We start from the raw sequence: 24704 nt of genomic DNA on the forward strand, positions 1-24704 counted from the left end.
AGCTTGGTGTAACAAAGCTGACTGATCTTATCGGGCGCACTGATTTGCTGCATCAGATACCGGGAACGACCGCCAGACATCACAAAATTAATTTACAGGATCTGCTTGCTTCCCCTGTCCCGCAAAACGGAGCTGCCCGTTTCTGCTGTGAAAGCAATCCGGCATTTGATAAAGGCGAACTGAATCAGCGGATCCTTGAAGATGCCCGCCCTTATGTACAAAATCAGCAATCGCGGGCATTTTATTATGATATCCGCAATACTGACCGCTCTGTCGGCGCGTCACTGTCCGGTTTTATTGCAGAAACTCATGGCGACACAGGTGCCGCTGCTGCCCCGCTGAAACTGTATTTCACCGGTACGGCCGGGCAAAGTTTCGGTGTCTGGAATGCCGCCGGTATTGAACTAACCCTGACGGGGGATGCCAATGATTACGTCGGGAAAGGCATGGCCGGCGGGCAGATTGTTGTGCATCCGTACCCCGGCTCTGCATTTATCGCCCATGAAACTACTATTGCCGGAAATACCTGCCTTTATGGCGCGACCGGCGGGAAATTCTATGCCGCAGGCTGTGCGGGAGAACGCTTTGCCGTGCGCAACTCCGGCGCGTTCGCGGTCGTGGAAGGCGTAGGTGATAACGGATGTGAATATATGACCGGCGGCGTTGTTTGTGTGCTCGGAAAAACCGGGATCAACTTCGGCGCAGGAATGACCGGCGGGTTTGCCTATCTGGCTGATGAAGACGGCAGTATCGCCGGGCGTGTTAATCCGGAAATGACAGAAAGCCTTGCTATCAGTAATCTGCCCGCTCATCAGGAGCACCTGCGAGGCATATTGCAGGAACATCTCCGTCTGACCGGTTCGGCGCGGGCAAACGCAATCCTCAATGCATGGACACACTGGGTCGGACGGTTTATCCTGGTCAAACCTAAATCGGCCGATCTCAGTACACTGATAACGCAGCACAGCCGGGTCCATACCGAATTACGATTGCGGACACCGCAGGGAGAAAAAATATGAGCCGCAATGTTTATCAATTTATTGAATTACAGCGAATTGATCCGCAAAAATTACCACTGGTGCGCCGTAAAACTGAATTTATCGAGATTTATGAATCCTTTTCACACAACCAGGTGCAGAACCAGGCTGATCGCTGCCTCGGGTGCGGCAATCCCTACTGTGAATGGAAATGTCCGGTTCATAACTATATCCCGAACTGGCTGAAACTGGCGGAAGAGGGGCGGATTATTGAAGCCGCCGAACTTGCCCATCAGACCAACAGTCTGCCGGAAGTATGTGGCCGGGTATGCCCGCAGGACAAACTGTGTGAGGGCGCATGTACGCTGCATGATGAATTCGGTGCAGTCACTATCGGCAATATTGAACGCTACATTACGGATAAAGCCTTTGAAATGGGCTGGAAACCGGATCTCTCTGCTGTCCGTCCGACAGGCAAAACGGTGGCGGTGATTGGTGCAGGCCCCGCCGGGCTTGCCTGCGCGGATGTATTAATCCGCAACGGCGTCAATGCGGTTGTTTATGATAAACACCCTGAAATCGGCGGATTACTTACCTTTGGTATTCCGGCATTCAAGCTGGAAAAATCCATTATGCAGCGCCGCCGCGAATTATTCACTGAAATGGGTATTGAGTTTCATCTCAATACCGAGATCGGCAAAGATATTTCACTCAGTGAATTACAGCAACAATATGATGCCGTATTTATTGGTGCCGGAACCTATCAGCCAATGAGCGGCGGACTGCCGAATGAACAGGCGCCCGGTGTTTACAGCGCCCTACCCTATCTGATTGGCAACACCCGCCATATTATGGAACTGCCGGATGATCATTCATCGCCCTACATTGACCTGAAAAATAAGCGGGTGGTTGTGCTCGGTGGCGGAGATACCGCTATGGATTGTCTGCGTACCGCCATCCGTCAGGGTGCTGCGGATGTTACCTGCCTTTACCGTCGTGATGAAGACAATATGCCCGGCTCGCGACGGGAAGTAAAAAATGCGAAAGAAGAAGGGGTGAATTTTCAGTTTCACTGTCAGCCTGACGCCATAGAACTCAATGACCGGGGAGAGGTGTGCGGAGTCCGCGTTATAGCAACACAATTGGGCGGCACCGACAGTAATGGGCGTCGTATCATTGAAACAGATAATAGTTCCGCTTATATCATTGAAGCAGATGCAGTCATCATTGCCTTTGGCTTCCGGCCTCACGCTATGCCCTGGCTGGATGCACTGAATATCGAACGCGACACTCAGGGGCGGATCAGCGCTTCCTCACAGGCACCGTACCCGTTTGAAACCTCAGTCAGTGGTATTTTTGCCGGCGGGGATGTGGTGCGCGGCTCGGATCTTGTGGTGACCGCCATTGCGGAAGGACGCCGCGCCGCTGAGAGCATTCTCGATTATCTGCATGTTTAAAAACAGTAATGCGCTCTGTCATCTCAGAGCGCATTATCTATCCGTTTGAATAAATAAGTGAATATACTTACAGATTTACATTAATCAGCTCACCATCACGATTAAATATCAGCTTCACATCGCCGTCAGGTAATGTATCAATCAGATCTTTTGCTTTATTCACTGCATGTGCAGGGTATTGAGTGCCGTTAATATTAATTAACACATCTCCGTTTCTTAAATTATACGCTTTCAGTACTTTTGCACTGTTATAGAATAACTCAACTTTCCCCTCTGAAACCCGCAGGTTTAACGACCTGATACGCTTAAAATTAAGCCGGCTTTTTTCACTTCTATTATAACAAATCAGCATTCTGTCCGGTGATAACACGTATTTATCAAATGATTTAAAAAAATCCATACCAAGGGCACTTGCTGATGTTTTATCGCCTGAAAAACGCTGTCCGGGGAAGGTCATATTATTTAATTCAAAGTCACTGACATAATAAGATGATTTAGTACTTTCCTGTACACCGGTAATATCAACTGACACTGAGTTTTCAATCTCATTAAGATAGGTTGCTTTATTACTTTTTACCAGATACTTCAGGATATCTTCAGCCATGTAGCTTGATTCAGAACCGGTATCCAGGTTGATTTCCGTACGTTTTTTATTATTAAAATTTCCGCTGAAGTGAGGTGGATGAAAGGCAGCATCACTATAAGGAATACAGTCTTCATATTCATCAAGACTTGGTGGATTGGAATAAATAGCCAGCGTTTTATTTTTATTATCAACCTCCCAGTTTAACCGTCTGTAAATATCGATACCCAAAATGCCGGATATCTCTTCTCCGGTTGACTCTGAGAGGATATTAAGATCATTTGATATCCACACATCCCCGCCATTAAAGACATAATTACCAATCTTAAAATTAACCGGCTTAATGAAACTGACATTACCTTCTGTTCCCGGTTTTTCAAGTTCATCAGAATAGTGCCTGTAAGAAACCGGCGGGCTGTAAACATTGTCCGACAATTTTTTCACTAAGCTGGTATCCAGAACAGAGGCCGGAGAATCCGTATCCAACAAGAATGTATACTTATCATTATCTATTGTCACAGGGACAAGAATATAGCCGGTGCTCTGATGTTTAAATGAATGCTTTGCGACAGGATCTTTCGGGTTTAATGAACCTGTGCATCCGGAGAGCGTAACAGACAATAACAGCGTTACAGACGTGCAGAAAACCTTACTGATTACATTAAATTCCTTTTCCATAACATCCCCACTTCCTGGTAGTTGTAATATATTTATTCACTTACCCATAAAGAAAAATCATTATTCTTATAATAAAAAATAATATTAGTTTTTTACTTTACAGCTAATTTCATCACTACACCCAACATCACGAACCTTCAGTCAGGCTAATACGGTATGCAGACTGACCGAAGCCAACGAACCTGCAGTTTGAATGAATAAGGGTATAAGACGATATATTCAGATTATTCCATACCACTCTTTATAAACTTCCGTACACTGCTCTCCCGCATACTCCGAATTTTAAACTGCCATTATCATTTCATGACTAAACACTACAAAAAGAGTACGTCATTTCACATATTAATTTCAGACAGCAGCTGATTTATTAAGAGGTTATACTTATAAAAAGAAGATGGAGTACCGGAAAAACTAAAAAATGAAAGTAATTCCATTATATCATAACAACCGGGTCATTATATTATGATAATTCAACAAATGGATTATTTCAAAATAAGATAAATACAGATACCCTGCATCATTCAGAATGCAGCCAATGAACCTGCTGTTTACATTAATAAAGGTAAGAAAGCTACATTCTGACCATTTACTGATATATTTTTGTACTTTCAGTACATCGCTATTCTGCTTACTGAAAAACAGCGTATTTTGCCGGTAATATTTAATAACAGACAAAAGCAGAATATTTTACTACTGCTGATTATCAGATTCAGAGTAAAAAAAAGACCCTGCTATGGGTCTTTTTTACTGTCAATATCAACCGGTTACTTCACAACACGCAAGTTTGGGCGACCACGCGGCGGCGTTGGCGGTTCGGGATCGTTTCCGTCCGTTTTCTGCTCCGCCGGTTTTGCCGGTTCATCATGAATAAGTGTGATGTTGTCTGCCGCCGGGGTATGTGCAATATCGTTTTCATCTGCCACGTCATAAGCCGGTTCCGGTTCAAACATCAGTCCGGCACCATTTTCACGGGCATAGATAGCAATAATTGCCGCCATCGGAACATCAACCTGGCGCGGAATACCACCGAACCGGGCGTTAAAGCTACCCATTCGTTGGTCATTTCCAGCCCACCCACCGCACGTGGCGCAATATTCAGGACAATCTGTCCGTCCTGAGCATACTCCATCGGCACATTAATACCGGGCATATTAACATCAACAACCAGGTGCGGAGTCAGTTCATTGTCCAGTAACCATTCATAATGCGCCCGTAACAGATATGGGCGCCGTGGTGTCATTTCCGGGATATCCATCAGCGGTTAACCTCTGGATTGTAAACGCATTTCGCGCTCAGCTTCTGTCAGAGATGCCAGGAAAGAGTCACGCTCAAACACACGCTGCATATAGAACTGCAGATGTTTGGTGTCTGAAGACGGACGCGCTGACAGATCAATACCCAGAACCGGCAGACGCCATAACAGCGGGGACAGATAGCAATCCACCAGGCTGAATTCTTCATTCATAAAATACGCATACTCTTTGAATACCGGTGACACAGCAACCAGCTCTTCTGTCAGCTGTTTACGTGCCTGGTTCGCTTCCTGGGCTGAGCCTTTCTCGATTTTATTCATCAGCGTGTACCAGTCCTGCTCGATGCGATGCATCATCACACGGCTCTGGGCGCGCATAACAGGATAAACCGGCATCAATGGCGGATGCGGGAAGCGTTCGTCAAGGTATTCCATGATAATACGTGAATCATATAACGTCAGTTCGCGATCCACGAGTGTCGGTACCGTCTGGTATGGGTTCAGATCGATCAGGTCTTGTGGCAGATTGCCCGCTTCGACATGTTCAATTTCAAAACTTACCCCTTTCTCCGCCAGTACAATTCGTACCTGGTGGCTGAAAATATCGGTCGGGCCGGAGAACAGAGTCATTACCGAACGTTTGTTGGCAGCGACAGCCATGAAAACCTCCAAGTTTATCAAAATAAAGACGTGAACAGCGCGGTACGCTATTCCTGTCTGTAATCTCTCACTGAATCCGGGAAAGAAAACCATCGCGGCCAATCAGGATGCGAAACAGTCTTCCGGTTTTAGTTTTCACTAAACCAGTTTAGTGTTCAGGGGTGAGAAAAATGTTTGTGCCAGTCTACCAGATTTCGGGCAACTTAGGGTGAGTCTGAACAAAAAATCATTCAAAAATACTAAAAACGATTATTAATCAGGATAGATTAACGAAATAAACGCAGTAAACAGGATAAGACGGGATATTTATAGCTGTTAAAAAAAAAACCCGCCGACAGGCGGGTTTTTGTATTCCAACGAAAACAGTGATTAACGTTTGGAGAACTGTGGACGGCGACGTGCTTTGCGCAGACCCACTTTTTTACGTTCAACTTCACGCGCATCACGCGTTACGAAGCCAGCTTTACGCAGCTCAGAACGCAGAGATTCGTCGTACACCATCAGCGCACGGGTGATACCGTGACGGATAGCGCCTGCCTGACCTGAAATACCACCACCTTTAACAGTGATGTACAGATCCATTTTACCTAACATATCAACCAATTCCAGCGGCTGGCGAACGACCATGCGTGCTGTTTCGCGACCGAAATAATTTTCGAGGCTACGTTGGTTAATAACGATGTTTCCACTACCCGGTTTAATAAACACACGAGCGGATGAACTTTTGCGGCGACCAGTGCCGTAGTATTGATTTTCAGCCATTGCCTATAATCCCGATTAGATGTCCAGAACTTGCGGTTGCTGTGCCGCGTGATTGTGCTCGTTGCCTGCGTAAACTTTAAGCTTACGGTACATTGCACGGCCCAGAGGACCTTTTGGCAACATGCCTTTCACAGCGATTTCAATAACGCGCTCAGGATGGCGGGCGATCATCTCTTCGAAGGTCGCTTGTTTAATACCACCGACGTAACCTGTGTGACGATAATACACTTTGTCAGTACGCTTGTTACCGGTTACGGCAACTTTTTCTGCGTTCAGAACAATGATGTAGTCACCAGTGTCAACGTGCGGAGTGTATTCCGCTTTGTGCTTACCGCGCAGGCGGCGAGCCAATTCTGTTGCAAGACGGCCTAAAGTTTTGCCGGTTGCATCAACAACGAACCAGTCGCGTTGTACGCTTTCTGGTTTAGCTGTAAAAGTTTTCATTAAAGCTTACCCAATAAATAAGTTACATGTTGGCGAACACTCAATGTTCAGAAAACTAAAACTGAGGTTCACACGACGCTTGTCCAGTAAACCTACCCCTTCGAGCAGAATCATCTGGCACTAGTTGCGATCTTTTTGGGAAAATAAAAAAATCGCTGTAACGTGGGGTCGCAAGATTATAGAGAACTCTCCACAAAAGATCGACCCCCAATTTGAAAAAAAACCTGAAAGTACTTTTCAGGGGGACGTATTATGCCAGATGCGGCATTTTTAGATACTCCTCACTTTGCATTTCCTGCAATCGTGAAAGACACCGTGCAAATTCAAATGCCAGCAACTGCCCCTGATAGAGCGCATCCATCTGTGTATCCGCCTGAATAATCAGTTTGACCTTGCGCTCATAAAATTCATCCGTCAGTGCAAGAAAACGACGGGCGGCATTCTCGTTTTCGGTTGTCAGCACCGGTACGCCATACAACAACACTGTGTGATAAATTTTTGACAGCGCAATATAATCCAGCTGACTGCGCGCATCCTCACACAAGGTATGAAACGTAATCGCCAGCACACCGTCTGCTTCCCGTACCACCGGCATCGGGCGGTGATTAATTGTCAGCAGCATCTGACCGCTATGGTGCCCGCCGCCGGTCAGACGGGAGAACATAGAATCCAGTACCGCGGTGGTTTGCCCGTCTGATGGCGTCAGCCAGAGATGCGCCTGTGTGAGTGTCCGCAGACGGTAGTCAATTCCTGCATCAACATTCAGGACATCGCAATAGTGTTTTATCTGCTCAATCGCCGGCAAAAAACGAGCCCGCTGCAACCCGTTACGATACAGCTCATCAGGTGGAATATTTGATGTAGCCACCAGCGAAATTCCACGCTTAAACAGCGCTTCCAGCAATGACCCGAGGATCATGGCATCCGTGATATCTGAAACAAAAAATTCATCAAAACAAAGAACATCGGTTTCCTGTGCAAAACGATCAGCAATCAGTTCCAGCGGATTTTCATGTCCCTGATGTTCTGCCAGTTCTTCATGAACCCGTAACATAAAACGATGGAAATGAAGACGCAGTTTGCGTGGACCCGGCAGACTGTCATAAAAGAGATCCATCAGCCAGGTTTTACCGCGCCCGACCCCGCCCCACATATAAAGCCCCCGTACCGGCTGACAACCTGTCTGCACAGGTACTTTTTTCAACCAGCGGTTCAGTGTGCCTCGCAACCCTTTTTCCGGTTCTTGTATGCAGGGAGAGTGCTCACCCAGAGCCTGATGCATCTGTGTCAGCCGTTCAACCGTAAGTCGCTGAACGTCATCCGGCTGAAAAGCCGGGCCGGTCAGAGCCTGCTGATACAATTCACGCGGTGTTGTACTCATAAACAATAATCCCTTAGCATTATCAATGGTTTTTATTGAGATTTTTATGATGTTGCGACAGGCATTATACTCAGAAATCCGGGATAATGTCGGCAAGCACGATGTTCGCTATTCCCCCCGGACAGCAAATCCGGTTATAGTGATAACAGAATCTTACGCGCATGATGCACTTAAAGGAGTTGCCATGATTTGGGTATATGCACTCATCGGTTTAGCAGTTGGTTTAATCATTGGTGCGCTTGCTGTTCGTCTGGGGAGTTCAAAACTCCGGGAGCAGGAAGCGATGAAGCGTGACCTGGATAAAAACAAAGCGGAACTGGAAGAGTATCGTAAAGAGCTCGTCAGTCACTTTGCCCGTAGCGCAGAACTACTTGATAACATGGCAAAAGATTACCGCCAGTTATATCAGCACATGGCGAAAAGCTCGTCCGAACTGATGCCCGGCCTTCCTGCTCAGGATAATCCGTTTAATTACCGCCTGACAGAAGCGGAAGCGGATAACGACCAGCCGCCGGTTAAATTACCACCGCGGGATTACTCAGACGGTTCATCGGGTCTGTTCCGTCCTGCCGAAAACAAAGAAAATTAATCTGAAAAACCGTGGATCCCACGGTTTTTTTTTTATCTGAATTCAGCCAGTTAATGATTTACATGAAACAATTCGTAATGCGAATTTAAATTCTCGTAAAGCCTTGTAAAGGTTGTTTTATTCTCATTGAACGCGGAACTTTCATCCCGCATATAGAGTCATAAGATTAACTGCGTATGCTGCGGCTTTGTGTGCCGCAGATTCAGCTTATTAAATAATGAGAAATAAAACACATGATGAACAAGAAGAAAAAAAACCTGCTCAGTGCTGTTGCCATCAGCCTCGGATTATCACTCGCCGTCATGCCGGCGATTTCAAATGCCGCGCTGCCGGCTAAACTGGCTGCCGGTGAATCATTACCAAGCCTGGCGCCAATGCTGGAAAAAGTATTACCGGCGGTTGTCAGTGTCAAAGTCTCCGGTACGGCGGTTCAGCGTCAGCAACTTCCGGAAGAATTTAAGTTCTTCTTCGGTCCGAATGCACCGTCTGCACAGGAAAGTGTGCGCCCGTTTGAAGGTCAGGGCTCCGGTGTCATTATTGATGCGGCAAAAGGTTACATACTGACGAATAACCACGTTATTCAGAATGCCGATAAAATTCAGATCCAGCTCAATGACGGACGTGAGTACGATGCCACCTTAATCGGCCGTGATCCGCAAACAGACATTGCGCTGTTACAGGTAAAAAATGCCCCGAACCTGACTGCGATTACAATGGCTGACTCAGATAAACTGCGCGTGGGTGATTTCACTGTGGCTGTCGGTAACCCGTTCGGGTTAGGACAGACTGCCACATCCGGGATTATCTCTGCCTTAGGCCGCAGCGGGCTGAATATGGAAGGGCTGGAAAACTTTATTCAGACGGATGCATCCATTAACCGCGGGAACTCCGGTGGTGCGCTGCTTAACCTCAATGGCGAGCTTATCGGTATTAATACCGCGATTCTGGCACCGGGCGGCGGTAACGTCGGGATCGGCTTTGCTATCCCGAGCAATATGGCTAAAGACCTGACCGGTCAGTTGATCGCAACCGGTGAGGTAAAACGCGGCGTCCTCGGGATCCGTGGTACTGAAATGAATGCTGATATTGCAAAAGCCATGAATGTGGAAGCACAGCGCGGTGCATTTGTCAGTGAAGTTATCCCGAAATCAGCGGCGGCCAAAGCCGGAATCAAAGCCGGTGACGTACTTATCTCTGTTGATGGCAAGCGTGTCGGCAGCTTTGCTGAGTTACGGGCAAAAGTCGGTACCACACCACCGGGCAAAGAAGTCAAAATTGGCTTATTGCGTAAAGGTGCAGCCATGGATGTCAGTGTGATTCTGGATAACAGCGAAGGTCAGACGACCAAAGCTGAAAACCTGACCACTCTGCTGGAAGGCGCGACACTGAGCAACGGCAGTAATAAGCAAGGCGACAAAGGTGTGAGTGTTGATGTGGTTCAGAAAGGATCACCTGCTGAAGCATCCACACTGCAGGCCGGTGACCTGATTGTCGGCGTCAATAACCAGCGTGTTCAGAGTATTGTTGAATTACGTAAGATAATTGATGCTAAACCGAATGTTCTCGCACTGAATATTTTACGCGGTGGTGAAGATATTTACCTGCTGCTCAATAATGCCGGTCGCTGATTAGTTCCGGCTACAGATAACACAGAGCCGCACCACTAAACATGGTGCGGTTTTTTTATCCCGCAAGAACCTGCCGGCGATTTTTCATATAACAGACAGTGTTATGACAGAAGCGGAATAAAAATTGCGGCTCTGCCCTCCTGCAATAACAGATAACATTGAAATACAGCCCCGTTTCCGGGTTTAGTATTACATCATTCCTGTTGGTTCTGTTTGCGTGTTACGGCGGGAATAGCAGAGAGGCGATAAGTATGGATATACAAAAATTAACGCCGGCTATCGGCGCTCAGGTCATAGGGACAGACCTGAACACGGCAATGGATACGCATACACTGACTGCATTGCAAACAGCATTATCCGAACATCAGGTTTTATTTTTCCGGCGACAATTTATCGGACCGGAAGTCCACCGTGATCTTGCCGCCAGTCTGGGTCAGCTGCATATTCATCCGATTTATCCCTCTCATAAAAAAGCAAATGAAATCATTGTACTGGACAGCCATCTGCTGGATTTAAAAGACAATGAGCTGTGGCACACCGATATGACCTTTATGGAAAAACCGGCGCTGGGATGCGTATTGTCAGCAGTACAGGTTCCGGCATTCGGGGGCGATACATTATGGGCATCTCTGACCCGTGCTTACGCCGATCTGTCACCGCCCATGCGGCAATTTTTATCCGGTCTGACAGCGGAACATGATATCAGCCGTTCATTTCCTGACAGTCGTTTTGCTCAGACAAAAGAAGCAAAAGCATCATTGAAAAAAGCCGTGCAGGATTATCCGCCGGTGAGCCATCCTGTGGTCAGAACACATCCTGTGACCGGTGAGAAATGTCTGTTTGTCACGGAGGGCTTTACAAGCAGTATCAATGAGTTAAGTCATGAAGAGAGTGATATATTGCTGGCATTTTTGTTTAAACACAGTACCCGGCCAACCTATACTGTCCGCTGGCACTGGCAAAACGGAGATGTGGCTATCTGGGATAATCGCTGCACTGCGCATCTCGCCTGCTTCGATTACGGAAATGCTCACCGTATCATGCACCGCGCAACAGTGACGGGGGACATCCCCTTTTAACTGCCACCGGTAAACAAGCATAATTTATCCGCAGTCTGATGCTGATAACATAGCAGTCAGAACAGATATCAAAATAAGCGCGGATCCGGCGCTTATTTGTTTGGTTATCATCATAAAATACGGCATTTACCCACATATTAATCATCAGGATTATGGTATTCTGCCTGCAATCCTTTCTTCCTTAATTCACAACACTGGTTAAGCACTATGTGGTTTAAATTATTGCGATCCGTATTCATGGGACTTATTGTTGCTGCCATTCTGCTGGTCAGCATCCCGTCTATTCGCCCGCAATTTGTCACACAGTGGTTTAATCATCTGTTTAATAATGATGAGCCGGTCAGTTATAACAAGGCAGTTCGCCGTGCAGCCCCCGCTGTTGTCAACGTTTACAGCAGCAGTATGGGCAGCCTTTCCCAGCAGGGACCCGAGCTGACTTCCCTCGGCTCAGGCGTAATCATGAATGAGCAGGGTTATATTCTGACCAACCATCATGTTATCAAAAATGCGGATCAAATCCTGATAGCTCTGCAATACGGCAATTACGGCAGACTGTATGAAGGTATGCTGATTGGCGCTGATGACCTGACAGATCTTGCGGTATTAAAAATAAATACCACCGATAAACTTCCGGTGATCCCGATAAACCCGAAACGCCCGTCTCATGTGGGTGATGTCGTACTGGCTATCGGCAATCCGTTCAATGTCGGGCAAACCGTAAACCAGGGCATTATCAGTGCGATGGGCCGCGTCGGGCTGAGTCCGACACGCCGCCAGAATTTTCTTCAGACAGATGCTTCAATAATGGCGGGTAACTCAGGTGGCGCGCTGGTCAATACCGAAGGTGAACTGGTCGGTATCAACACCATGTCTTTTGACAGTAATGATCCTTCACGCCTGAGTGACAGCATTGGTCTTGCTATTCCGGCTGAGCTGGCTCTGCGGATTATGAATAAGCTGATTAAAGACGGTCGGGTGATCCGCGGGTATATCGGCATTACATCAAAAGAGCTGCCACCGATCCGGACGAATAACAGTGACATCAATCAAATCAGTGGATTACGTGTTTTCCAGATTGCGAAAGATGGCCCGGCAGATAAGGCCGGTATTCAGGTTGGTGATATCATCACCAGCGTCAATAACAAACCAACCGTTTCACCACTTGAGATGATGGATCAGGTTGCAGAACTCAGTCCGGGCAGTATGGTGCCGGTAACCTTGTTGCGTAATGGTCAGATGAATTCTGCCGATGTGATGATTGAAGAGTTTACCCCGCCCGCCGGACAGAACTAAAAAAAATCCAAAAAAAAGAGCGGATATCCGCTCTTTCTTCTGAGTATCACTCTTCTGAATGAATACGTTCGATATTCGCGCCTAACTTACGCAATTTCTCTTCGATGTGCTCATAACCGCGATCAATATGATAGATACGGTCAACAATCGTTGTGCCTTCTGCGATACAGCCCGCCAGTACCAGGCTTGCGGATGCGCGTAAATCTGTCGCCATCACCTGAGCACCGGACAGTTTTTCCACACCGTGGCACAGAACTGAATTACTCTCAATTTCAGCATGTGCACCCATGCGGATAAGCTCCGGAATGTGCATAAAGCGGTTTTCAAAAATAGTTTCAGTTATCATCCCGGAACCTTCTGCCACCAGGTTCAGCAGACTGAATTGTGCCTGCATGTCAGTCGGGAATCCCGGATGCGGCGCAGTGCGGAATGTCACGGCTTTCGGACGCTGACCTTTCATATCCAGGCGGATCCAGTCATCACCGGTTTCAATCTGAGCACCAGCTTCGCGCAACTTGGCAAGCACGGCATCCAGAGTGTCCGGCTTGGCATTACGGCACAGAATTTTCCCGCGTGAAACCGCGGCGGCGATCAGGAATGTACCGGTTTCAATACGATCAGGTACGACAGTGTGAGAGCCGCCACCGAGGCGTTCAACACCTTCAATGACAATATGATCACTGCCGGCACCGGTAATTTTTGCTCCCATCGCATTCAGGAATGCAGCGGTATCTTCAATTTCCGGCTCACGGGCCGCATTTTCGATAACCGTTTTGCCTTTTGCCAGCGCCGCTGCGCACATAATGGTGATCGTGGCACCCACGCTGACTTTATCCATCACAATGGTGTTACCGGTCAGGCGACCGTCAACTTCCGCTTTCACATAACCTTCATCCAGCGTGATTTTTGCACCAAGCTGCTCTAATCCGGTGATATGCAAATCAACCGGACGCGCACCAATAGCACAACCGCCAGGCAGTGAAACCTGACCGTGACCAAAGCGGGCAACCAGCGGCCCCAGTGCCCAGATTGACGCACGCATGGTTTTCACCAGGTCGTAAGGCGCACAATATTCATGAATATCAGAGGAATCAACACGTAATGTCGTACCATTACGTTCAATTTTTGCACCTAATTGTGTTAATAATTTTATTGATGTGTCGATATCCCGCAGTTCCGGCACATTGTGTAATTCAACCGGCTTATCTGCCAGGATTGCGGCGAACAGGATAGGCAATGCAGCATTTTTTGCGCCTGAAATAGTCACTTCGCCCTGAAGAACGGAAGGACCTTTTACCCGAAATTTATCCATCTGTAGACACTCTCATTATCATTAATTTTTTTGTTCGTGCTTTGCCCGGCCGCGATTACAGCCCGTTCAGTTTGCGATCCCGTTCCCACTGAGCTGGTGTATATGCTTTGATCGACAACGCGTGGATACGGTTGTCTGCAATGTATTCCATCAGCGGTGCATAAACGGCCTGCTGCTGTTTAACGCGGTTCATACCGTCGAACAGGTCACCCACGGCAATCACCTGAAAATGGCTGCCGTCTCCGGTCACAATTGCGTCAGTCAGTGCTAATGCATTCATCAGCACCTGTTTGATTTCATTCGTATCCATAATATCTCAAATTGGTTATCAGATTGTACGTTATAAGCACTATCGTAATCGAATATGCCGGACTCTTAAACCATTAAAAATGCCCCCGGCAGCGCAGTCATCGGAATGATGGCTGCCGGAGGCAGTTACCTTACGGAAAATCACAGCAAATTTATATCGATCGCGGCGTTATTTACCGTATTTTAAGTTTCACTCATTATCACTGAATTCAGATGCAAGTCCGTAAAGTGAAATAAGCATCTGCAGATTCGGGCTCACACCTGACAGCACCAGCGGGGTATCACCCTGCTCACTGTTCAGGCGTACCAGCATAGCAAGCCCCGCGGAATCCACATGCGCCAGACCGGATACATCCACTGTCCGCACGCTATTCATCTGCGCCTGACGCACGGTCCAGAACGACATCAGTGTGTCGCGATCCAGTTCACCTGTCAGTGCGAGCACATCATTGTGTTTTTCCCACGTCAGTGCGGCAGTCATTATTTCTGATCCAGTGTGATAGGTGTTTTCGCACTGCGATCCAGTTCTGCTGTCAGACCATCAACGCCTTTCTGACGCAAAATTGATGCCCACTCATTTTGTTTGGTGGTGATCATACTCACGCCTTCAGCGATCATGTCATACGCCTGCCAGTTACCGGTTTTGGTATTTTTACGCCACTGGAAATCCAGGCGGATTGGCGGGCGCCCTGCCGGTTCAGTGATCGTCACACGGATAGCCACGATGGTTTTATCACCCAGTGGTTGTGCCGGCGCTATCTGATAGCTCTGGTTGGTATACATTGCCAGTGCCTGACCGTAAGCCTGTGCCAGATAAGCCTCAAATGCTTTAAAATAGGCATCACGCTGTGCCGGGGTCGCATCTTTATAATATGAGCCTAATACCAGCGCCCCCGCATATTTAATCTGTACATAGGGCAGTAACTCTTCCTGAACCACAGTACGCAGATATTCCGGATTCGCCCGGATCTGCGCCTGGTCGGCTTTCAGGCGGTCAAAGGTTTTTGCCGCCGCATCTTCCATCAGTGCATACGGATCAGTCTGATCAACAGCACCGGCAAACGGGGCAATAACAACCAGCATTGCAGCTATCAGTAAACGCTTAAACATAGTTAACTCCTGATCTCTCACAGGCGGTATCCCGCTGCGAGAATAGAATAATATATCCCCTTATTCATTCAAACTGCATGTTAGTTAACTGCATCCTGAATGACGTCGGGTATAAACAGTATTATGCAAATTTTCCGGCACGAAGCACGAAAACACCCGGTTTTACATTACTTTTCGTATCAGTGCTGTGCTGCCGGTGCTGTTTCAGGGGCTGATTCACTGCCGCTGTCACCGCTCTTGTACAGGAACTGTCCGATCAAATCTTCCAGTACCATTGCCGGTTTGGTGTCCTGAATACGGCCACCGTCTTTCAGAATTGCCGTACCCAGTTCTTCATCCTCAAATCCCATATTCAGTGCGAGGAACTGCTCCCCCAGCAAACCGGAAGTGCGGATAGATAAAGAACTGGTGTCCGGAATCTTGTCATACTGACTGTAGATATCCAGTGTCACTTCCGGTCTGTATTTTTCATCCAGCCGGATGTTGTCGACCCGACCGACCACCACACCGCCGATTTTCACCGGAGAACGCGCCTGAAGCCCGCCGATATTGTCAAAGGTGGCATAAATCCGGTACGTTTTTTCGCTGCCGACAGAGCGGATATCCGCCACTTTCAGTGCCAGAAACAGTATCGCCGCAATCGCAACGATGACAAAGAGCCCGACCCAAACTTCATTTTTCTTACTTTGCATTGTTTAATTCCCGAACATCAGTGCCGTAAGCACGAAATCTAACCCTAACACGGCAAGCGATGAATGAACGACCGTGCGTGTTGTTGCCCGACTGATCCCTTCAGACGTCGGAATAGCATCATAACCATTGAACAGTGCAATCCAGGTCACTGTAAGAGCGAAGACCACACTTTTAATAAAGCAGTTCAGCAGATCTTTCTGCCACTCCACATTCGCCTGCATGGACGCCCAGTAAAAACCTTCATCAATGCCTTTCCAGTCCACCCCGACCATGACACCGCCCAAAATTCCGACGGCAACAAAAATCATGGATAACAACGGCATACTGATTAGTCCGGCCCAGAAGCGTGGTGCAACAACCCGACGCAGCGGATCGACAGCCATCATTTCGAGGCTGGATAACTGTTCAGTCGCTTTCATCAGACCAATTTCGGCCGTCAGCGCAGAGCCTGCCCGTCCGGCAAACAGCAGTGCCGTCACGACCGGCCCCAGTTCACGCAACAGTGACAGTGCCACCATCATGCCGAGGCTGGCTTCCGCACCGAAGGTTTTCAGAACCAGGTATCCCTGTAACGCCAGAACCATCCCGATAAACAGCCCGGATACTGAAATAATCAGCAGGGACTGCACCCCGACGCTGTAGAGCTGCTGGCGCAGCAGCGGCCACTGACGGGCAAACTGTGGTTTACCGAACAGTGCACGGAACAGCATATATCCTGACCGCCCGAAAGACGCGCACGTTTCAATCGCACGGCGTCCCAAAGCAGCAAGTGCCTGTGTCAACATGTCTCATTTATCCTAATAAATCAGCGTGGTAATCACCCGCCGGATAGCGGAAAGGAACCGGTCCGTCGGCTATACCATCCAGGAACTGGCGTACGCGCGGCTCCGTATTATTCTGCAATTCATCTGCTGTACCCTGTGCAATCACAGACTGCTCCGCCACAATATAGGCATGATCGGCAATGCTGAGAACTTCCGGCACATCATGGGAGACAATAATACAGGTAACACCCAGAGCCTGATTAAGCTCATCGATCAATTTGACCAGTACGCCCATCGTGATCGGATCCTGTCCGACAAACGGCTCATCAAACAGAATAAGAGCAGGATCCAGCGAAATAGCGCGGGCCAGTGCCGCACGCCGGGCCATCCCACCGGATAGCTCAGACGGCATCAGTTTTGCCGCACCGCGCAGACCGACAGCTTCGAGTTTCATCATCACGGCAGTGTGGATCAGTGGTTCAGTCAGGCTGGTATGTTCACGCAGCGGAAAGGCGACATTGTCATAAACCGTCATATCCGTAAATAAAGCGCCGGACTGAAACAACATGCTCATTTTGCGGCGGGACTGATACAGTTTACTGCGTGAAAGTGCCGGAATATTGTCGCCGTCAAACCATATATCACCGCTGTCCGGACGTAACTGACCGCCGATCAGACGTAACAGTGTCGTTTTCCCGATCCCGGAGGTCCCATAATAGCGGTCACTTTGCCACGCGGCACATCCATGCTGATATCATTAAACAGCATGCGCGACCCGCGCCGGAAGCACATATTCCGGATCTCAATAATATTTTCCGTCTGTCGGTTCATAACCTCACAACCTTAACGTTATGTTTTTCGTGTTTGCGCAACACCTTATCGGACTGACCCATCATAATATAAAAAATCCCGGCAACTTTCGCCTTTAAATGCGGCCGATACTATCTGAATTATCCGGAAGTACCGGAAATTCGTGATAAAAGCAGTAATAAATAAGTGTATCAGTATATTAATTTAACACCCGGCACAGAAAGGATATTGTACTTATATTTTATTTCCCCGCCAGTTTCCCCCTGAATATCTGCCTGATTTTATTTTTAAAGAAAAAATACAATCCCCTGAATCTTGTCCTTTCAAAAAAACCATGAAATCCCCTAAATCATTTCGTTCACAGGAAGGCGGCAAATGAAGAGCACCGGGGAGCATACACAAGTATGTGACCCGGGGATCTGAGCGCAGCCAACGCACCTGTGGGCAAAAGGATGACGGGGATTCAAGTATGTGACCAGGGTGGACGAGCGCAGCCAACGCATCTGTGGACGAAAGGATGACGGGGATTCGGGGATTTACTTTTGCGACTCACCCCGTACAATAACCTGATACCCTGCACTTCATCATAATCCACGATTTCCGGCCCGGAGGAGAGCTATGCTACTCACTTGCATCCTTTTACTTATCGGGTTGATATTGCTTGTTTATGCTTCTGACCGGATTGTTTACAGCGCGGCGATTTTTTCCCGTGCGCTTGGTATTTCCCCGTTTATTATTGGTATTGTTGTTGCCGGTCTGGGTACGTCTTTACCTGAGCTGATTACTTCTGCGGGCGCTGTACTTGAGGGGCAACCGGCTCTGGCACTCGGCACTATTATCGGCTCCAACATTACCAATTTACTGCTTATTGCCGGATTAGCGGCACTTATCCGCCCTATGAGTGTTCAGTCGGCTATTTTACGCCGCGAACTGCCGATTATGCTGGCGGTGATGGCACTTTTCGGGCTGTTTCTCTGGTCGGGCGGTATTACCCGGGTTCAGGGTGGATTTCTTCTGCTTGCGGGACTGGCAAGCCTCTGGTTAGTGGTGAGAATCGCCTCCATTGCCCGGCGTGACCAATATGACGGCTTCACAACTGAACGAAACCATGAACTACCGCAGGAAAACAGTCTGCCGATTGCGTTATTGTGGCTGGTCGCAGGATTACTGATTTTGCCGGTGTCGGTGCGGATTGTGATTGATAATGCGGTCGCCTTTACCCGCTATGCGGGCATCAGCGGGCGGATAACCGGGCTTACTATCCTGGCAATCGGTACCAGTCTGCCGGAACTTTGCACCACGATCGCCGCGGCGGTAAAAGGGGAAAAAGATATTGCTCTCGGCAATCTTATCGGCTCAACATTATTTAATATCACAATAGTTGCCGGTATCCCTGCCCTGTTAGCTGCCACCCCGATGACCGCAGACAATTTTGTGTCTGACTTTTGGGTTATGATAGCGGCCAGTATTCTTTTTGTTCTTTTTTCGGCAGGCCGGAAACAGCGCCTGAACCGGCTGAAAGGGATTATTCTGCTCGGCGGATTTATTGCCTGGCTGACAAGCCTCTTTATGGGCTATTAAGCTGCACAGCTTTAGCCATTCACACACAGAAAGTGAGAAAAACCTGATGTCCCGAACTGATTTTCAACTGGCAGGTAAGCGTGTTCTTCATATTGAACGTGAAGGTCTTGCGTCACTCGAGCAGTATATCAATGATGATTTTGACCGTGCCTGTGAACTGATGTTTCACTGTGAAGGCAAAGTTATCATCATGGGGATGGGAAAATCCGGCCATATCGGGCATAAAATTGCGGCAACCTTTGCCAGCACCGGCACGCCCTCTTTCTTTGTTCATCCGGGAGAAGCCGCGCATGGTGACCTCGGCATGGTGACACCGAAAGATGTGATAATTGCGATTTCAAACTCAGGTGAATCATCAGAAATTCAGGCACTTATACCGGTAATCAAACGTCAGAACATCCCGCTTATCTGTATGACCGGCAACCCGGACAGCACCATGGGGAAAGCGGCGGATATCCATCTGTGCATCAGTGTCCCGCAGGAAGCCTGTCCGCTGGGGCTGGCGCCGACCACCAGTACCACGGCAACACTGGTAATGGGCGATGCTCTGGCTATCGCACTGTTACAGGCCCGCGGCTTTACCGCAGAAGACTTTGCGCTCTCCCATCCGGGCGGCGCACTCGGGCGTAAACTGCTGTTACTGGTTTCTGACTTAATGAATACCGGCGATGATATTCCGCGCGTGCCAAAAAATGCCACATTGCGTGAAGCTTTGGTTGAAATTACCCGCAAAAAATTTGGTATGACTGTCATTTGCAATGATGACATGCTGATTCAGGGGATTTTCACCGACGGTGACCTGCGCCGGATTTTTGATGCCGGCGTCGATTTGAATAACTGCCGGATTGCCGATGTTATGACGCCGGGCGGGATCCGCATCAGCCCTAACACCCTGGCGGTTGAAGCACTGAATTTAATGCAGTCACGTCATATCACCTCATTATTAGTCACGGAAGGTGATAAACTGCTGGGCGTTCTGCACATGCACGATTTACTTCATGCCGGCGTCGTATAAGGATTTACCATGACACAAAATGCCACTGTCGCCACCTGCTATGGCGCGATAAAGCAAACCGTGATAGAAAAAGCCGCTAAAATACGTCTGCTGATTTGTGATGTTGACGGCGTGATGTCTGACGGGCTCATTTATATGGGTAATAACGGGGAAGAGCTGAAAGCGTTCAACGTCCGCGATGGATATGGCATCCGTTGCCTGCTCACCTGCGGTGTGGAAGTGGCGATAATTACCGGTCGCAAAGCCAAACTACTGGCAGATCGTGCCATAACACTCGGAATTACACATCTTTACCAGGGGCAGAGTGATAAGCTTTTGGCGTATCGCGAACTATTAGATAAACTGGTACTCCGTCCGGAACAAGTGGCGTATATCGGTGATGATCTTATTGACTGGCCGGTTATGGCAGAGGTCGGATTATCTGTCGCCGTCGCTGATGCGCACCCGTTGTTATTACCGAAAGCGGATTATATTACACAGATTGCAGGCGGCCGGGGTGCGGTCCGAGAATTATGTGATCTTATTTTACTGGCACAAGATAAACTGGATGATGCCAAAGGCTTATCCATCTGAATAATAATTCATTGATTACACTGGCTTTACCAAGGAATTCATGAGTAAATTTAAGCTTTGGCTGATCATCATTTTAGCCCTTATTGTTCTCGGACTGCTTGGCTGGAACCTGTCAGAAACCCGTATGGGTGGCGGTGACGGCGAGATTGTGGAAGACGGTACACCGACATATAAGACAAAAGCATCATCTACCCTGGCGTATGAACCGACGGGGCTGCTGGCGTATAAGCTGAATGCAGACGATGTGCAGAATTTTGCTCAGGAAAAAATCACATGGTTTACCAATCCGGTACTGACCACGTATGACCCTGATAAAACCGCCACCTGGTCTGTCAGTTCAAAGCGGGCCAAATTAACCAATGACAGAATGTTGTATTTATATGGTGATGTGCAGATAAACAGTCTGACCGCCGACACACAGTTACAGCAGATAACGACGGAAAATGCGCAAGTCAATCTGATAACCCAGGATGTCAGCTCTGATGATAAAGTGACAATTCTGGGCACCGGACTACGCTCCGTCGGGATGCAAATGCGGGGAAATTTACGCCATCGCAATGCGGAACTGATCAAAGATGTAGAGACTTACTATGAGATCCCAAATGAAAGCAAACATCCTTAATACATTGATAGCAACAACGATCCTGACTGTAAGTATCCCTGCATTCGCCTTAAAAGAGGATACACAGAAACCGGTAACCGTCACATCGTTAAAGCAATCTCTTGATTTAGAAAAAAATATCACCACATTTACAGATGGCGTGGCGGTTAAACAAGGCTCTATCGATATCCGGGCTGACAAAGTGGTCGTCACCCGTCCGGACGGCGATTCCAACAGAATGGTTATCGAAGCGTTTGGTAATCCGGTCACGTTTTATCAGATGCAGGACAACGGCAAACCGATCAAGGGCCGTGGTAACAAAATGCGTTATGAGATGGCAACCGAGCTGGTCACACTCACCGGAAATGCGTATCTTGAGCAGTTAGACAGCAATATCACCGGCGACAGAATCACCTATGTTGTGCCGACACAGCAAATGCAGGCATTCAGTGACAAAGGCAAACAGGTAACAACCGTTCTGCTGCCGTCACAGCTTCAGGAAAAAAGCCCGGCGGCAACCGGCCAGAAAGGTAAGTAACGATTTATGGCAAAATTAATTGCAAGCAAATTAGCCAAAGCCTATAAAGGGCGTCAGGTCGTCGAGGATGTCACGCTCGAAGTCAGTTCAGGCGAAATCGTCGGGCTGCTCGGACCAAACGGTGCCGGGAAAACCACCACATTCTATATGGTTGTGGGGATTGTTCCCCGTGATGCCGGTGAAATCAGTATTGATGACGAAGATATCACGCTGCTGCCACTGCACGAACGCGCCCGCAAAGGTATTGGTTATCTGCCGCAGGAAGCCTCTATTTTCCGTCGTCTGACGGTGTGGCAAAACCTGATGGCGGTGCTTGAAATCCGCAACGACCTGAACAATGATGAACGCAGGAACCGGGCGGAAGAGTTGATGGAAGAGTTTCATATCAGCCATCTGCGCGACAGCCTCGGTCAGTCACTCTCCGGCGGTGAGCGGCGGCGTGTGGAAATTGCCCGTGCACTGGCGGCAAATCCGAAATTTATTCTGCTGGATGAACCTTTTGCCGGTGTTGACCCGATTTCGGTACTTGATATTAAAAAAATTATTCAGCATTTACGTGATTACGGACTCGGTGTTCTTATTACCGACCATAATGTCCGCGAAACTCTGGATGTCTGTGAACGGGCGTATATTGTCAGCCAGGGTCACATGATAGCCCACGGTACACCGGAGTCCATTCTGAATAATGAGCAGGTTAAACGTGTTTATTTAGGCGAAGGTTTCCGCCTGTAATTTCCGTAAGGAGCCCGTGTCCGCAATGAAGCAGAGTCTGCAACTAAAACTCAGCCAGCAACTGGCAATGACGCCACAACTTCAGCAGGCTATCCGTTTGTTGCAACTCTCCACGCTGGAACTTCAGCAGGAGATCCGCGAAGCGCTGGAATCGAATCCGCTTCTGGAACTGGATGATAATCAGCAGGAAATAGATACACCGGCTGACGCTGAACCGCAAAAAGAGATGGACAGCGTTGAGGCACTTGAGCAAACCGCACTGCCTGAAGACCTGCCGCTGGATACACAGTGGGACGAAATTTATACTGCCGGCTCGCCATCCGGCACCGGTAGTGACTACAGTGATGATGAACTTCCGCTCTATCAGGGCGAAACCACTGAGACATTACAGGATTATCTTATCTGGCAGGCCCGCCTGACGCCCTTCACCGAAACCGATACGGCAATTGCCTTCTCAATTATTGATGCCATCGATGAAACCGGCTATCTGACTGTACCGGTGGAAGATATCCGCCTGAGTATCGGGGATGATGAAGTTACCACCGAAGATGTCGAGGCGGTACTCAAACGCATTCAGCGTTTTGATCCCGTCGGCGTTGGTGCCCGTGATCTGCGGGAATGCCTGCTGGTCCAGTTAAAAATGTTGCCGGACACCACACCGAGCCTGAAAGACGCACTTGTGATTGTGGATAAGCATCTTGCATTGCTGGGAAACCGGGACTTCCGGACACTGGGACGGGTAACAAAATTAAAAGAAGATGCACTAAAATCTGCCATTGATCTGATTCAGACCATGGAACCGCGTCCGGGTCTGGTAGTCAACACCGGTGAATCAGAGTATGTTATCCCTGATGTCCTTGTCAGAAAGCACGGGGAGCAGTGGGTCGTTGAACTCAACTCAGACAGCCTTCCCCGTCTGCGGGTAAACAGCCATTATGCTGCGTTAGGTTCACGGACCCGCAATGAAAGTGACAGTCAGTTTATCCGTAACAATTTGCAGGAAGCAAAGTGGCTCATTAAAAGTCTGGAAAGCCGGAACGACACTCTGCTCAGAGTCTCGACCTGCATTGTTGAAGAACAACAGGCCTTCTTTGAGCACGGAGCCGAGCATATGAAACCGATGGTGCTGGCTGATATTGCACTGCGGGTAGATATGCATGAATCAACAATTTCCCGTGTCACCACGCAAAAATTTCTGCACAGTCCGCGGGGTATTTTTGAACTGAAGTATTTTTTCTCCAGCCATGTGAATACCGACAGCGGGGGTGAAGCCTCCTCCACTGCCATCCGTGCACTGGTGAAGAAACTGGTTGCCGCTGAAAATCCGGTAAAACCACTCAGCGACAGTAAGCTGACCGAGATCCTTGCCGAACAGGGCATTCAGGTAGCCAGACGCACTGTCGCGAAATATCGTGAGTCGTTATCCATCCCGCCTTCAAATCAGCGCAAACAGCTGATCTGATACTATTTGAGAAGGAAGACACTATGGAATTACAAATTACTGGCCACAACGTTGAAATTACAGAAGCATTGCGTGAAATCATCACGTCGAAATGTAAAAAGTTGGAGCAGTTTTTCGATAAAATCAACAGCGTCCAGGTGACCCTGCGGATTGAGAAAGTCAGTAAAATTGCGGAGGCAACGGCTCAGGTAAACGGTGCGGATCTTCACGCATCAGCGGAAAAAGACGATATGTATGCTGCAATTGATGAAATGGCTGAAAAGCTGGGTCGTCAGTTATCAAAACATAAAGAAAAACTGAGAAACCATTAAAAGTGCCTGTGTGTTTAAACATAAACAAGCAGATATTTTAAATCTTCTCAGAAAAAAGAAGTAATCTGATCCCGGCTGTCATCCTGGCATCCGGGATTCTGATCCTAAGT

24 protein-coding genes and 3 pseudogenes are annotated in these 24704 nt (G+C 48.3%); 14 read left to right on the top strand and 13 right to left on the bottom strand.

The genetic code is table 11. The features are described 5' to 3' along the window. Nucleotides 1-134: 134 nt before the first annotated feature. Nucleotides 135-1019: pseudogene (locus AYY17_RS22420) on the top strand (GltB/FmdC/FwdC-like GXGXG domain-containing protein); the annotation flags it as partial. Beyond that, nucleotides 1016-2434, top strand: coding sequence for an FAD-dependent oxidoreductase (locus AYY17_RS16355; protein ID WP_067425374.1), 1419 nt, complete (start codon nt 1016-1018; stop codon nt 2432-2434). The pseudogene AYY17_RS22420 and the gene AYY17_RS16355, both read left to right, overlap by 4 nt. A 67-nt stretch (nt 2435-2501) precedes the next feature. On the opposite strand, the gene AYY17_RS16360 is transcribed toward AYY17_RS16355, so the two are convergent. From AYY17_RS16360 to zapE, 6 genes and pseudogenes are all read right to left on the bottom strand, one after another. Continuing rightward, nucleotides 2502-3695 (bottom strand): retropepsin-like aspartic protease, encoded by a 1194-nt coding sequence (locus AYY17_RS16360; protein ID WP_067425377.1) that lies wholly within the window; start codon nt 3693-3695, stop codon nt 2502-2504. 764 nt (nt 3696-4459) lie between these two features. Further along, nucleotides 4460-4950, bottom strand: a pseudogene (gene sspB, locus AYY17_RS16365) (ClpXP protease specificity-enhancing factor). 6 nt (nt 4951-4956) lie between these two features. Next, nucleotides 4957-5607, bottom strand: coding sequence for a stringent starvation protein SspA (sspA, locus tag AYY17_RS16370; protein ID WP_067366996.1), 651 nt, complete (start codon nt 5605-5607; stop codon nt 4957-4959). Nucleotides 5608-5976: 369 nt separating this feature from the next. Further along, nucleotides 5977-6369, bottom strand: coding sequence for a 30S ribosomal protein S9 (gene rpsI, locus AYY17_RS16375; protein ID WP_067366993.1), 393 nt, complete (start codon nt 6367-6369; stop codon nt 5977-5979). A gap of 15 nt (nt 6370-6384) precedes the next feature. Further along, nucleotides 6385-6813 (bottom strand): 50S ribosomal protein L13, encoded by a 429-nt coding sequence (gene rplM / locus AYY17_RS16380; RefSeq protein ID WP_004236344.1) that lies wholly within the window; start codon nt 6811-6813, stop codon nt 6385-6387. A 250-nt stretch (nt 6814-7063) separates the two neighbouring features. After that, entirely contained in the window at nt 7064-8194 is a 1131-nt protein-coding gene (zapE, locus tag AYY17_RS16385; RefSeq protein WP_067425380.1) for a cell division protein ZapE, read from the bottom strand. Between the two features lie 184 nt (nt 8195-8378). Here zapE and zapG point away from each other — a divergent pair, with 184 nt between their 5' ends. The 4 genes from zapG (at nt 8379) to degS (ending at nt 12783) form a co-directional block, all read left to right on the top strand. Next, complete coding sequence (gene zapG / locus AYY17_RS16390) at nt 8379-8783, top strand: Z-ring associated protein ZapG (RefSeq protein ID WP_067367302.1); 405 nt, start codon at nt 8379-8381, stop codon at nt 8781-8783. Between the two features lie 233 nt (nt 8784-9016). Then, nucleotides 9017-10411 carry a serine endoprotease DegQ gene (degQ, locus tag AYY17_RS16395; protein WP_067425383.1) on the top strand — a complete coding sequence of 465 codons (1395 nt, stop codon included), beginning with the start codon at nt 9017-9019 and terminating at the stop codon, nt 10409-10411. A 251-nt stretch (nt 10412-10662) separates the two neighbouring features. Beyond that, entirely contained in the window at nt 10663-11490 is an 828-nt protein-coding gene (tauD, locus tag AYY17_RS16400) for a taurine dioxygenase (RefSeq protein ID WP_156656732.1), read from the top strand. Between the two features lie 207 nt (nt 11491-11697). Beyond that, a complete protein-coding gene (degS, locus tag AYY17_RS16410) occupies nt 11698-12783 on the top strand; it encodes an outer membrane-stress sensor serine endopeptidase DegS (RefSeq protein ID WP_067425389.1) in 1086 nt (361 codons plus the stop codon). 46 nt (nt 12784-12829) lie between these two features. On the opposite strand, the gene murA is transcribed toward degS, so the two are convergent. The 7 genes and pseudogenes from murA to mlaF all read right to left on the bottom strand — a co-directional run bounded on the left by murA (nt 12830) and on the right by mlaF (nt 17802). Continuing rightward, nucleotides 12830-14095: a UDP-N-acetylglucosamine 1-carboxyvinyltransferase gene (murA, locus tag AYY17_RS16415; RefSeq protein WP_067425392.1), complete on the bottom strand. Its 1266-nt coding sequence runs from the start codon at nt 14093-14095 to the stop codon at nt 12830-12832. A 55-nt stretch (nt 14096-14150) separates the two neighbouring features. Next, nucleotides 14151-14405 (bottom strand): BolA family iron metabolism protein IbaG, encoded by a 255-nt coding sequence (gene ibaG, locus AYY17_RS16420; RefSeq protein ID WP_067401393.1) that lies wholly within the window; start codon nt 14403-14405, stop codon nt 14151-14153. A 189-nt stretch (nt 14406-14594) separates the two neighbouring features. Beyond that, nucleotides 14595-14885 (bottom strand): lipid asymmetry maintenance protein MlaB, encoded by a 291-nt coding sequence (gene mlaB, locus AYY17_RS16425; protein ID WP_067425395.1) that lies wholly within the window; start codon nt 14883-14885, stop codon nt 14595-14597. Next, nucleotides 14885-15514 (bottom strand): phospholipid-binding protein MlaC, encoded by a 630-nt coding sequence (gene mlaC, locus AYY17_RS16430; protein ID WP_067401389.1) that lies wholly within the window; start codon nt 15512-15514, stop codon nt 14885-14887. Before mlaC ends, mlaB begins: the two co-directional genes overlap by 1 nt. A gap of 179 nt (nt 15515-15693) precedes the next feature. Further along, nucleotides 15694-16206 carry an outer membrane lipid asymmetry maintenance protein MlaD gene (gene mlaD / locus AYY17_RS16435; RefSeq protein WP_067425398.1) on the bottom strand — a complete coding sequence of 171 codons (513 nt, stop codon included), beginning with the start codon at nt 16204-16206 and terminating at the stop codon, nt 15694-15696. Between the two features lie 3 nt (nt 16207-16209). Next, nucleotides 16210-16992 (bottom strand): lipid asymmetry maintenance ABC transporter permease subunit MlaE, encoded by a 783-nt coding sequence (mlaE, locus tag AYY17_RS16440; protein ID WP_067425403.1) that lies wholly within the window; start codon nt 16990-16992, stop codon nt 16210-16212. A gap of 7 nt (nt 16993-16999) precedes the next feature. Continuing rightward, a pseudogene (gene mlaF / locus AYY17_RS16445) lies at nt 17000-17802 on the bottom strand (phospholipid ABC transporter ATP-binding protein MlaF). Nucleotides 17803-18399: 597 nt separating this feature from the next. Between mlaF and AYY17_RS16450 the strand changes: the two are divergent. The 8 genes from AYY17_RS16450 to hpf are packed head-to-tail and all read left to right on the top strand — an operon-like array spanning nt 18400 to nt 24594. Continuing rightward, complete coding sequence (locus tag AYY17_RS16450; protein ID WP_067425407.1) at nt 18400-19362, top strand: calcium/sodium antiporter; 963 nt, start codon at nt 18400-18402, stop codon at nt 19360-19362. Nucleotides 19363-19408: 46 nt separating this feature from the next. Next, entirely contained in the window at nt 19409-20377 is a 969-nt protein-coding gene (gene kdsD / locus AYY17_RS16455; protein WP_067401380.1) for an arabinose-5-phosphate isomerase KdsD, read from the top strand. A 9-nt stretch (nt 20378-20386) separates the two neighbouring features. Beyond that, on the top strand, nt 20387-20950 hold the full coding sequence (kdsC, locus tag AYY17_RS16460; RefSeq protein ID WP_067425409.1) for a 3-deoxy-manno-octulosonate-8-phosphatase KdsC: 564 nt from the start codon (nt 20387-20389) through the stop codon (nt 20948-20950). Nucleotides 20951-20990: 40 nt separating this feature from the next. Continuing rightward, nucleotides 20991-21572: an LPS export ABC transporter periplasmic protein LptC gene (lptC, locus tag AYY17_RS16465; protein WP_067425412.1), complete on the top strand. Its 582-nt coding sequence runs from the start codon at nt 20991-20993 to the stop codon at nt 21570-21572. Then, the gene (lptA, locus tag AYY17_RS16470) at nt 21553-22089 is read left to right on the top strand and encodes a lipopolysaccharide ABC transporter substrate-binding protein LptA (protein ID WP_067425415.1); all 537 of its coding nucleotides are present in this window, start codon (nt 21553-21555) and stop codon (nt 22087-22089) included. Before lptC ends, lptA begins: the two co-directional genes overlap by 20 nt. A 6-nt stretch (nt 22090-22095) precedes the next feature. Continuing rightward, a complete protein-coding gene (gene lptB, locus AYY17_RS16475) occupies nt 22096-22821 on the top strand; it encodes an LPS export ABC transporter ATP-binding protein (protein WP_067425417.1) in 726 nt (241 codons plus the stop codon). Between the two features lie 25 nt (nt 22822-22846). Then, nucleotides 22847-24283: an RNA polymerase factor sigma-54 gene (gene rpoN, locus AYY17_RS16480; RefSeq protein ID WP_067425419.1), complete on the top strand. Its 1437-nt coding sequence runs from the start codon at nt 22847-22849 to the stop codon at nt 24281-24283. A gap of 23 nt (nt 24284-24306) precedes the next feature. Beyond that, on the top strand, nt 24307-24594 hold the full coding sequence (gene hpf / locus AYY17_RS16485) for a ribosome hibernation promoting factor (protein ID WP_067366918.1): 288 nt from the start codon (nt 24307-24309) through the stop codon (nt 24592-24594). The last annotated feature ends 110 nt before the right edge of the window (nt 24595-24704 follow it).

It is taken from the genome of Morganella psychrotolerans (assembly GCF_001676055.1).
GTDB classification, from domain to species: domain Bacteria; phylum Pseudomonadota; class Gammaproteobacteria; order Enterobacterales; family Enterobacteriaceae; genus Morganella; species Morganella psychrotolerans_B.

What these genes read in the sequence shown, in the direction of transcription:
- AYY17_RS16360 (WP_067425377.1), bottom strand. Translation starts at nt 3,695, where the DNA reads ATGGAAAAGGAATTTAATGTAATCAGTAAGGTTTTCTGCACGTCTGTA.
- hpf (WP_067366918.1), top strand. Translation starts at nt 24,307, where the DNA reads ATGGAATTACAAATTACTGGCCACAACGTTGAAATTACAGAAGCATTG.
- rpsI (WP_067366993.1), bottom strand. Translation starts at nt 6,369, where the DNA reads ATGGCTGAAAATCAATACTACGGCACTGGTCGCCGCAAAAGTTCATCC.
- zapG (WP_067367302.1), top strand. Translation starts at nt 8,379, where the DNA reads ATGATTTGGGTATATGCACTCATCGGTTTAGCAGTTGGTTTAATCATT.
- rplM (WP_004236344.1), bottom strand. Translation starts at nt 6,813, where the DNA reads ATGAAAACTTTTACAGCTAAACCAGAAAGCGTACAACGCGACTGGTTC.
- lptA (WP_067425415.1), top strand. Translation starts at nt 21,553, where the DNA reads ATGAAAGCAAACATCCTTAATACATTGATAGCAACAACGATCCTGACT.
- rpoN (WP_067425419.1), top strand. Translation starts at nt 22,847, where the DNA reads ATGAAGCAGAGTCTGCAACTAAAACTCAGCCAGCAACTGGCAATGACG.
- mlaC (WP_067401389.1), bottom strand. Translation starts at nt 15,514, where the DNA reads ATGTTTAAGCGTTTACTGATAGCTGCAATGCTGGTTGTTATTGCCCCG.
- tauD (WP_156656732.1), top strand. Translation starts at nt 10,663, where the DNA reads ATGGATATACAAAAATTAACGCCGGCTATCGGCGCTCAGGTCATAGGG.
- mlaE (WP_067425403.1), bottom strand. Translation starts at nt 16,992, where the DNA reads ATGTTGACACAGGCACTTGCTGCTTTGGGACGCCGTGCGATTGAAACG.
- AYY17_RS16355 (WP_067425374.1), top strand. Translation starts at nt 1,016, where the DNA reads ATGAGCCGCAATGTTTATCAATTTATTGAATTACAGCGAATTGATCCG.
- degQ (WP_067425383.1), top strand. Translation starts at nt 9,017, where the DNA reads ATGATGAACAAGAAGAAAAAAAACCTGCTCAGTGCTGTTGCCATCAGC.
- mlaB (WP_067425395.1), bottom strand. Translation starts at nt 14,885, where the DNA reads ATGACTGCCGCACTGACGTGGGAAAAACACAATGATGTGCTCGCACTG.
- kdsD (WP_067401380.1), top strand. Translation starts at nt 19,409, where the DNA reads ATGTCCCGAACTGATTTTCAACTGGCAGGTAAGCGTGTTCTTCATATT.
- sspA (WP_067366996.1), bottom strand. Translation starts at nt 5,607, where the DNA reads ATGGCTGTCGCTGCCAACAAACGTTCGGTAATGACTCTGTTCTCCGGC.
- mlaD (WP_067425398.1), bottom strand. Translation starts at nt 16,206, where the DNA reads ATGCAAAGTAAGAAAAATGAAGTTTGGGTCGGGCTCTTTGTCATCGTT.
- zapE (WP_067425380.1), bottom strand. Translation starts at nt 8,194, where the DNA reads ATGAGTACAACACCGCGTGAATTGTATCAGCAGGCTCTGACCGGCCCG.
- degS (WP_067425389.1), top strand. Translation starts at nt 11,698, where the DNA reads ATGTGGTTTAAATTATTGCGATCCGTATTCATGGGACTTATTGTTGCT.
- AYY17_RS16450 (WP_067425407.1), top strand. Translation starts at nt 18,400, where the DNA reads ATGCTACTCACTTGCATCCTTTTACTTATCGGGTTGATATTGCTTGTT.
- lptC (WP_067425412.1), top strand. Translation starts at nt 20,991, where the DNA reads ATGAGTAAATTTAAGCTTTGGCTGATCATCATTTTAGCCCTTATTGTT.
- kdsC (WP_067425409.1), top strand. Translation starts at nt 20,387, where the DNA reads ATGACACAAAATGCCACTGTCGCCACCTGCTATGGCGCGATAAAGCAA.
- ibaG (WP_067401393.1), bottom strand. Translation starts at nt 14,405, where the DNA reads ATGGATACGAATGAAATCAAACAGGTGCTGATGAATGCATTAGCACTG.
- murA (WP_067425392.1), bottom strand. Translation starts at nt 14,095, where the DNA reads ATGGATAAATTTCGGGTAAAAGGTCCTTCCGTTCTTCAGGGCGAAGTG.
- lptB (WP_067425417.1), top strand. Translation starts at nt 22,096, where the DNA reads ATGGCAAAATTAATTGCAAGCAAATTAGCCAAAGCCTATAAAGGGCGT.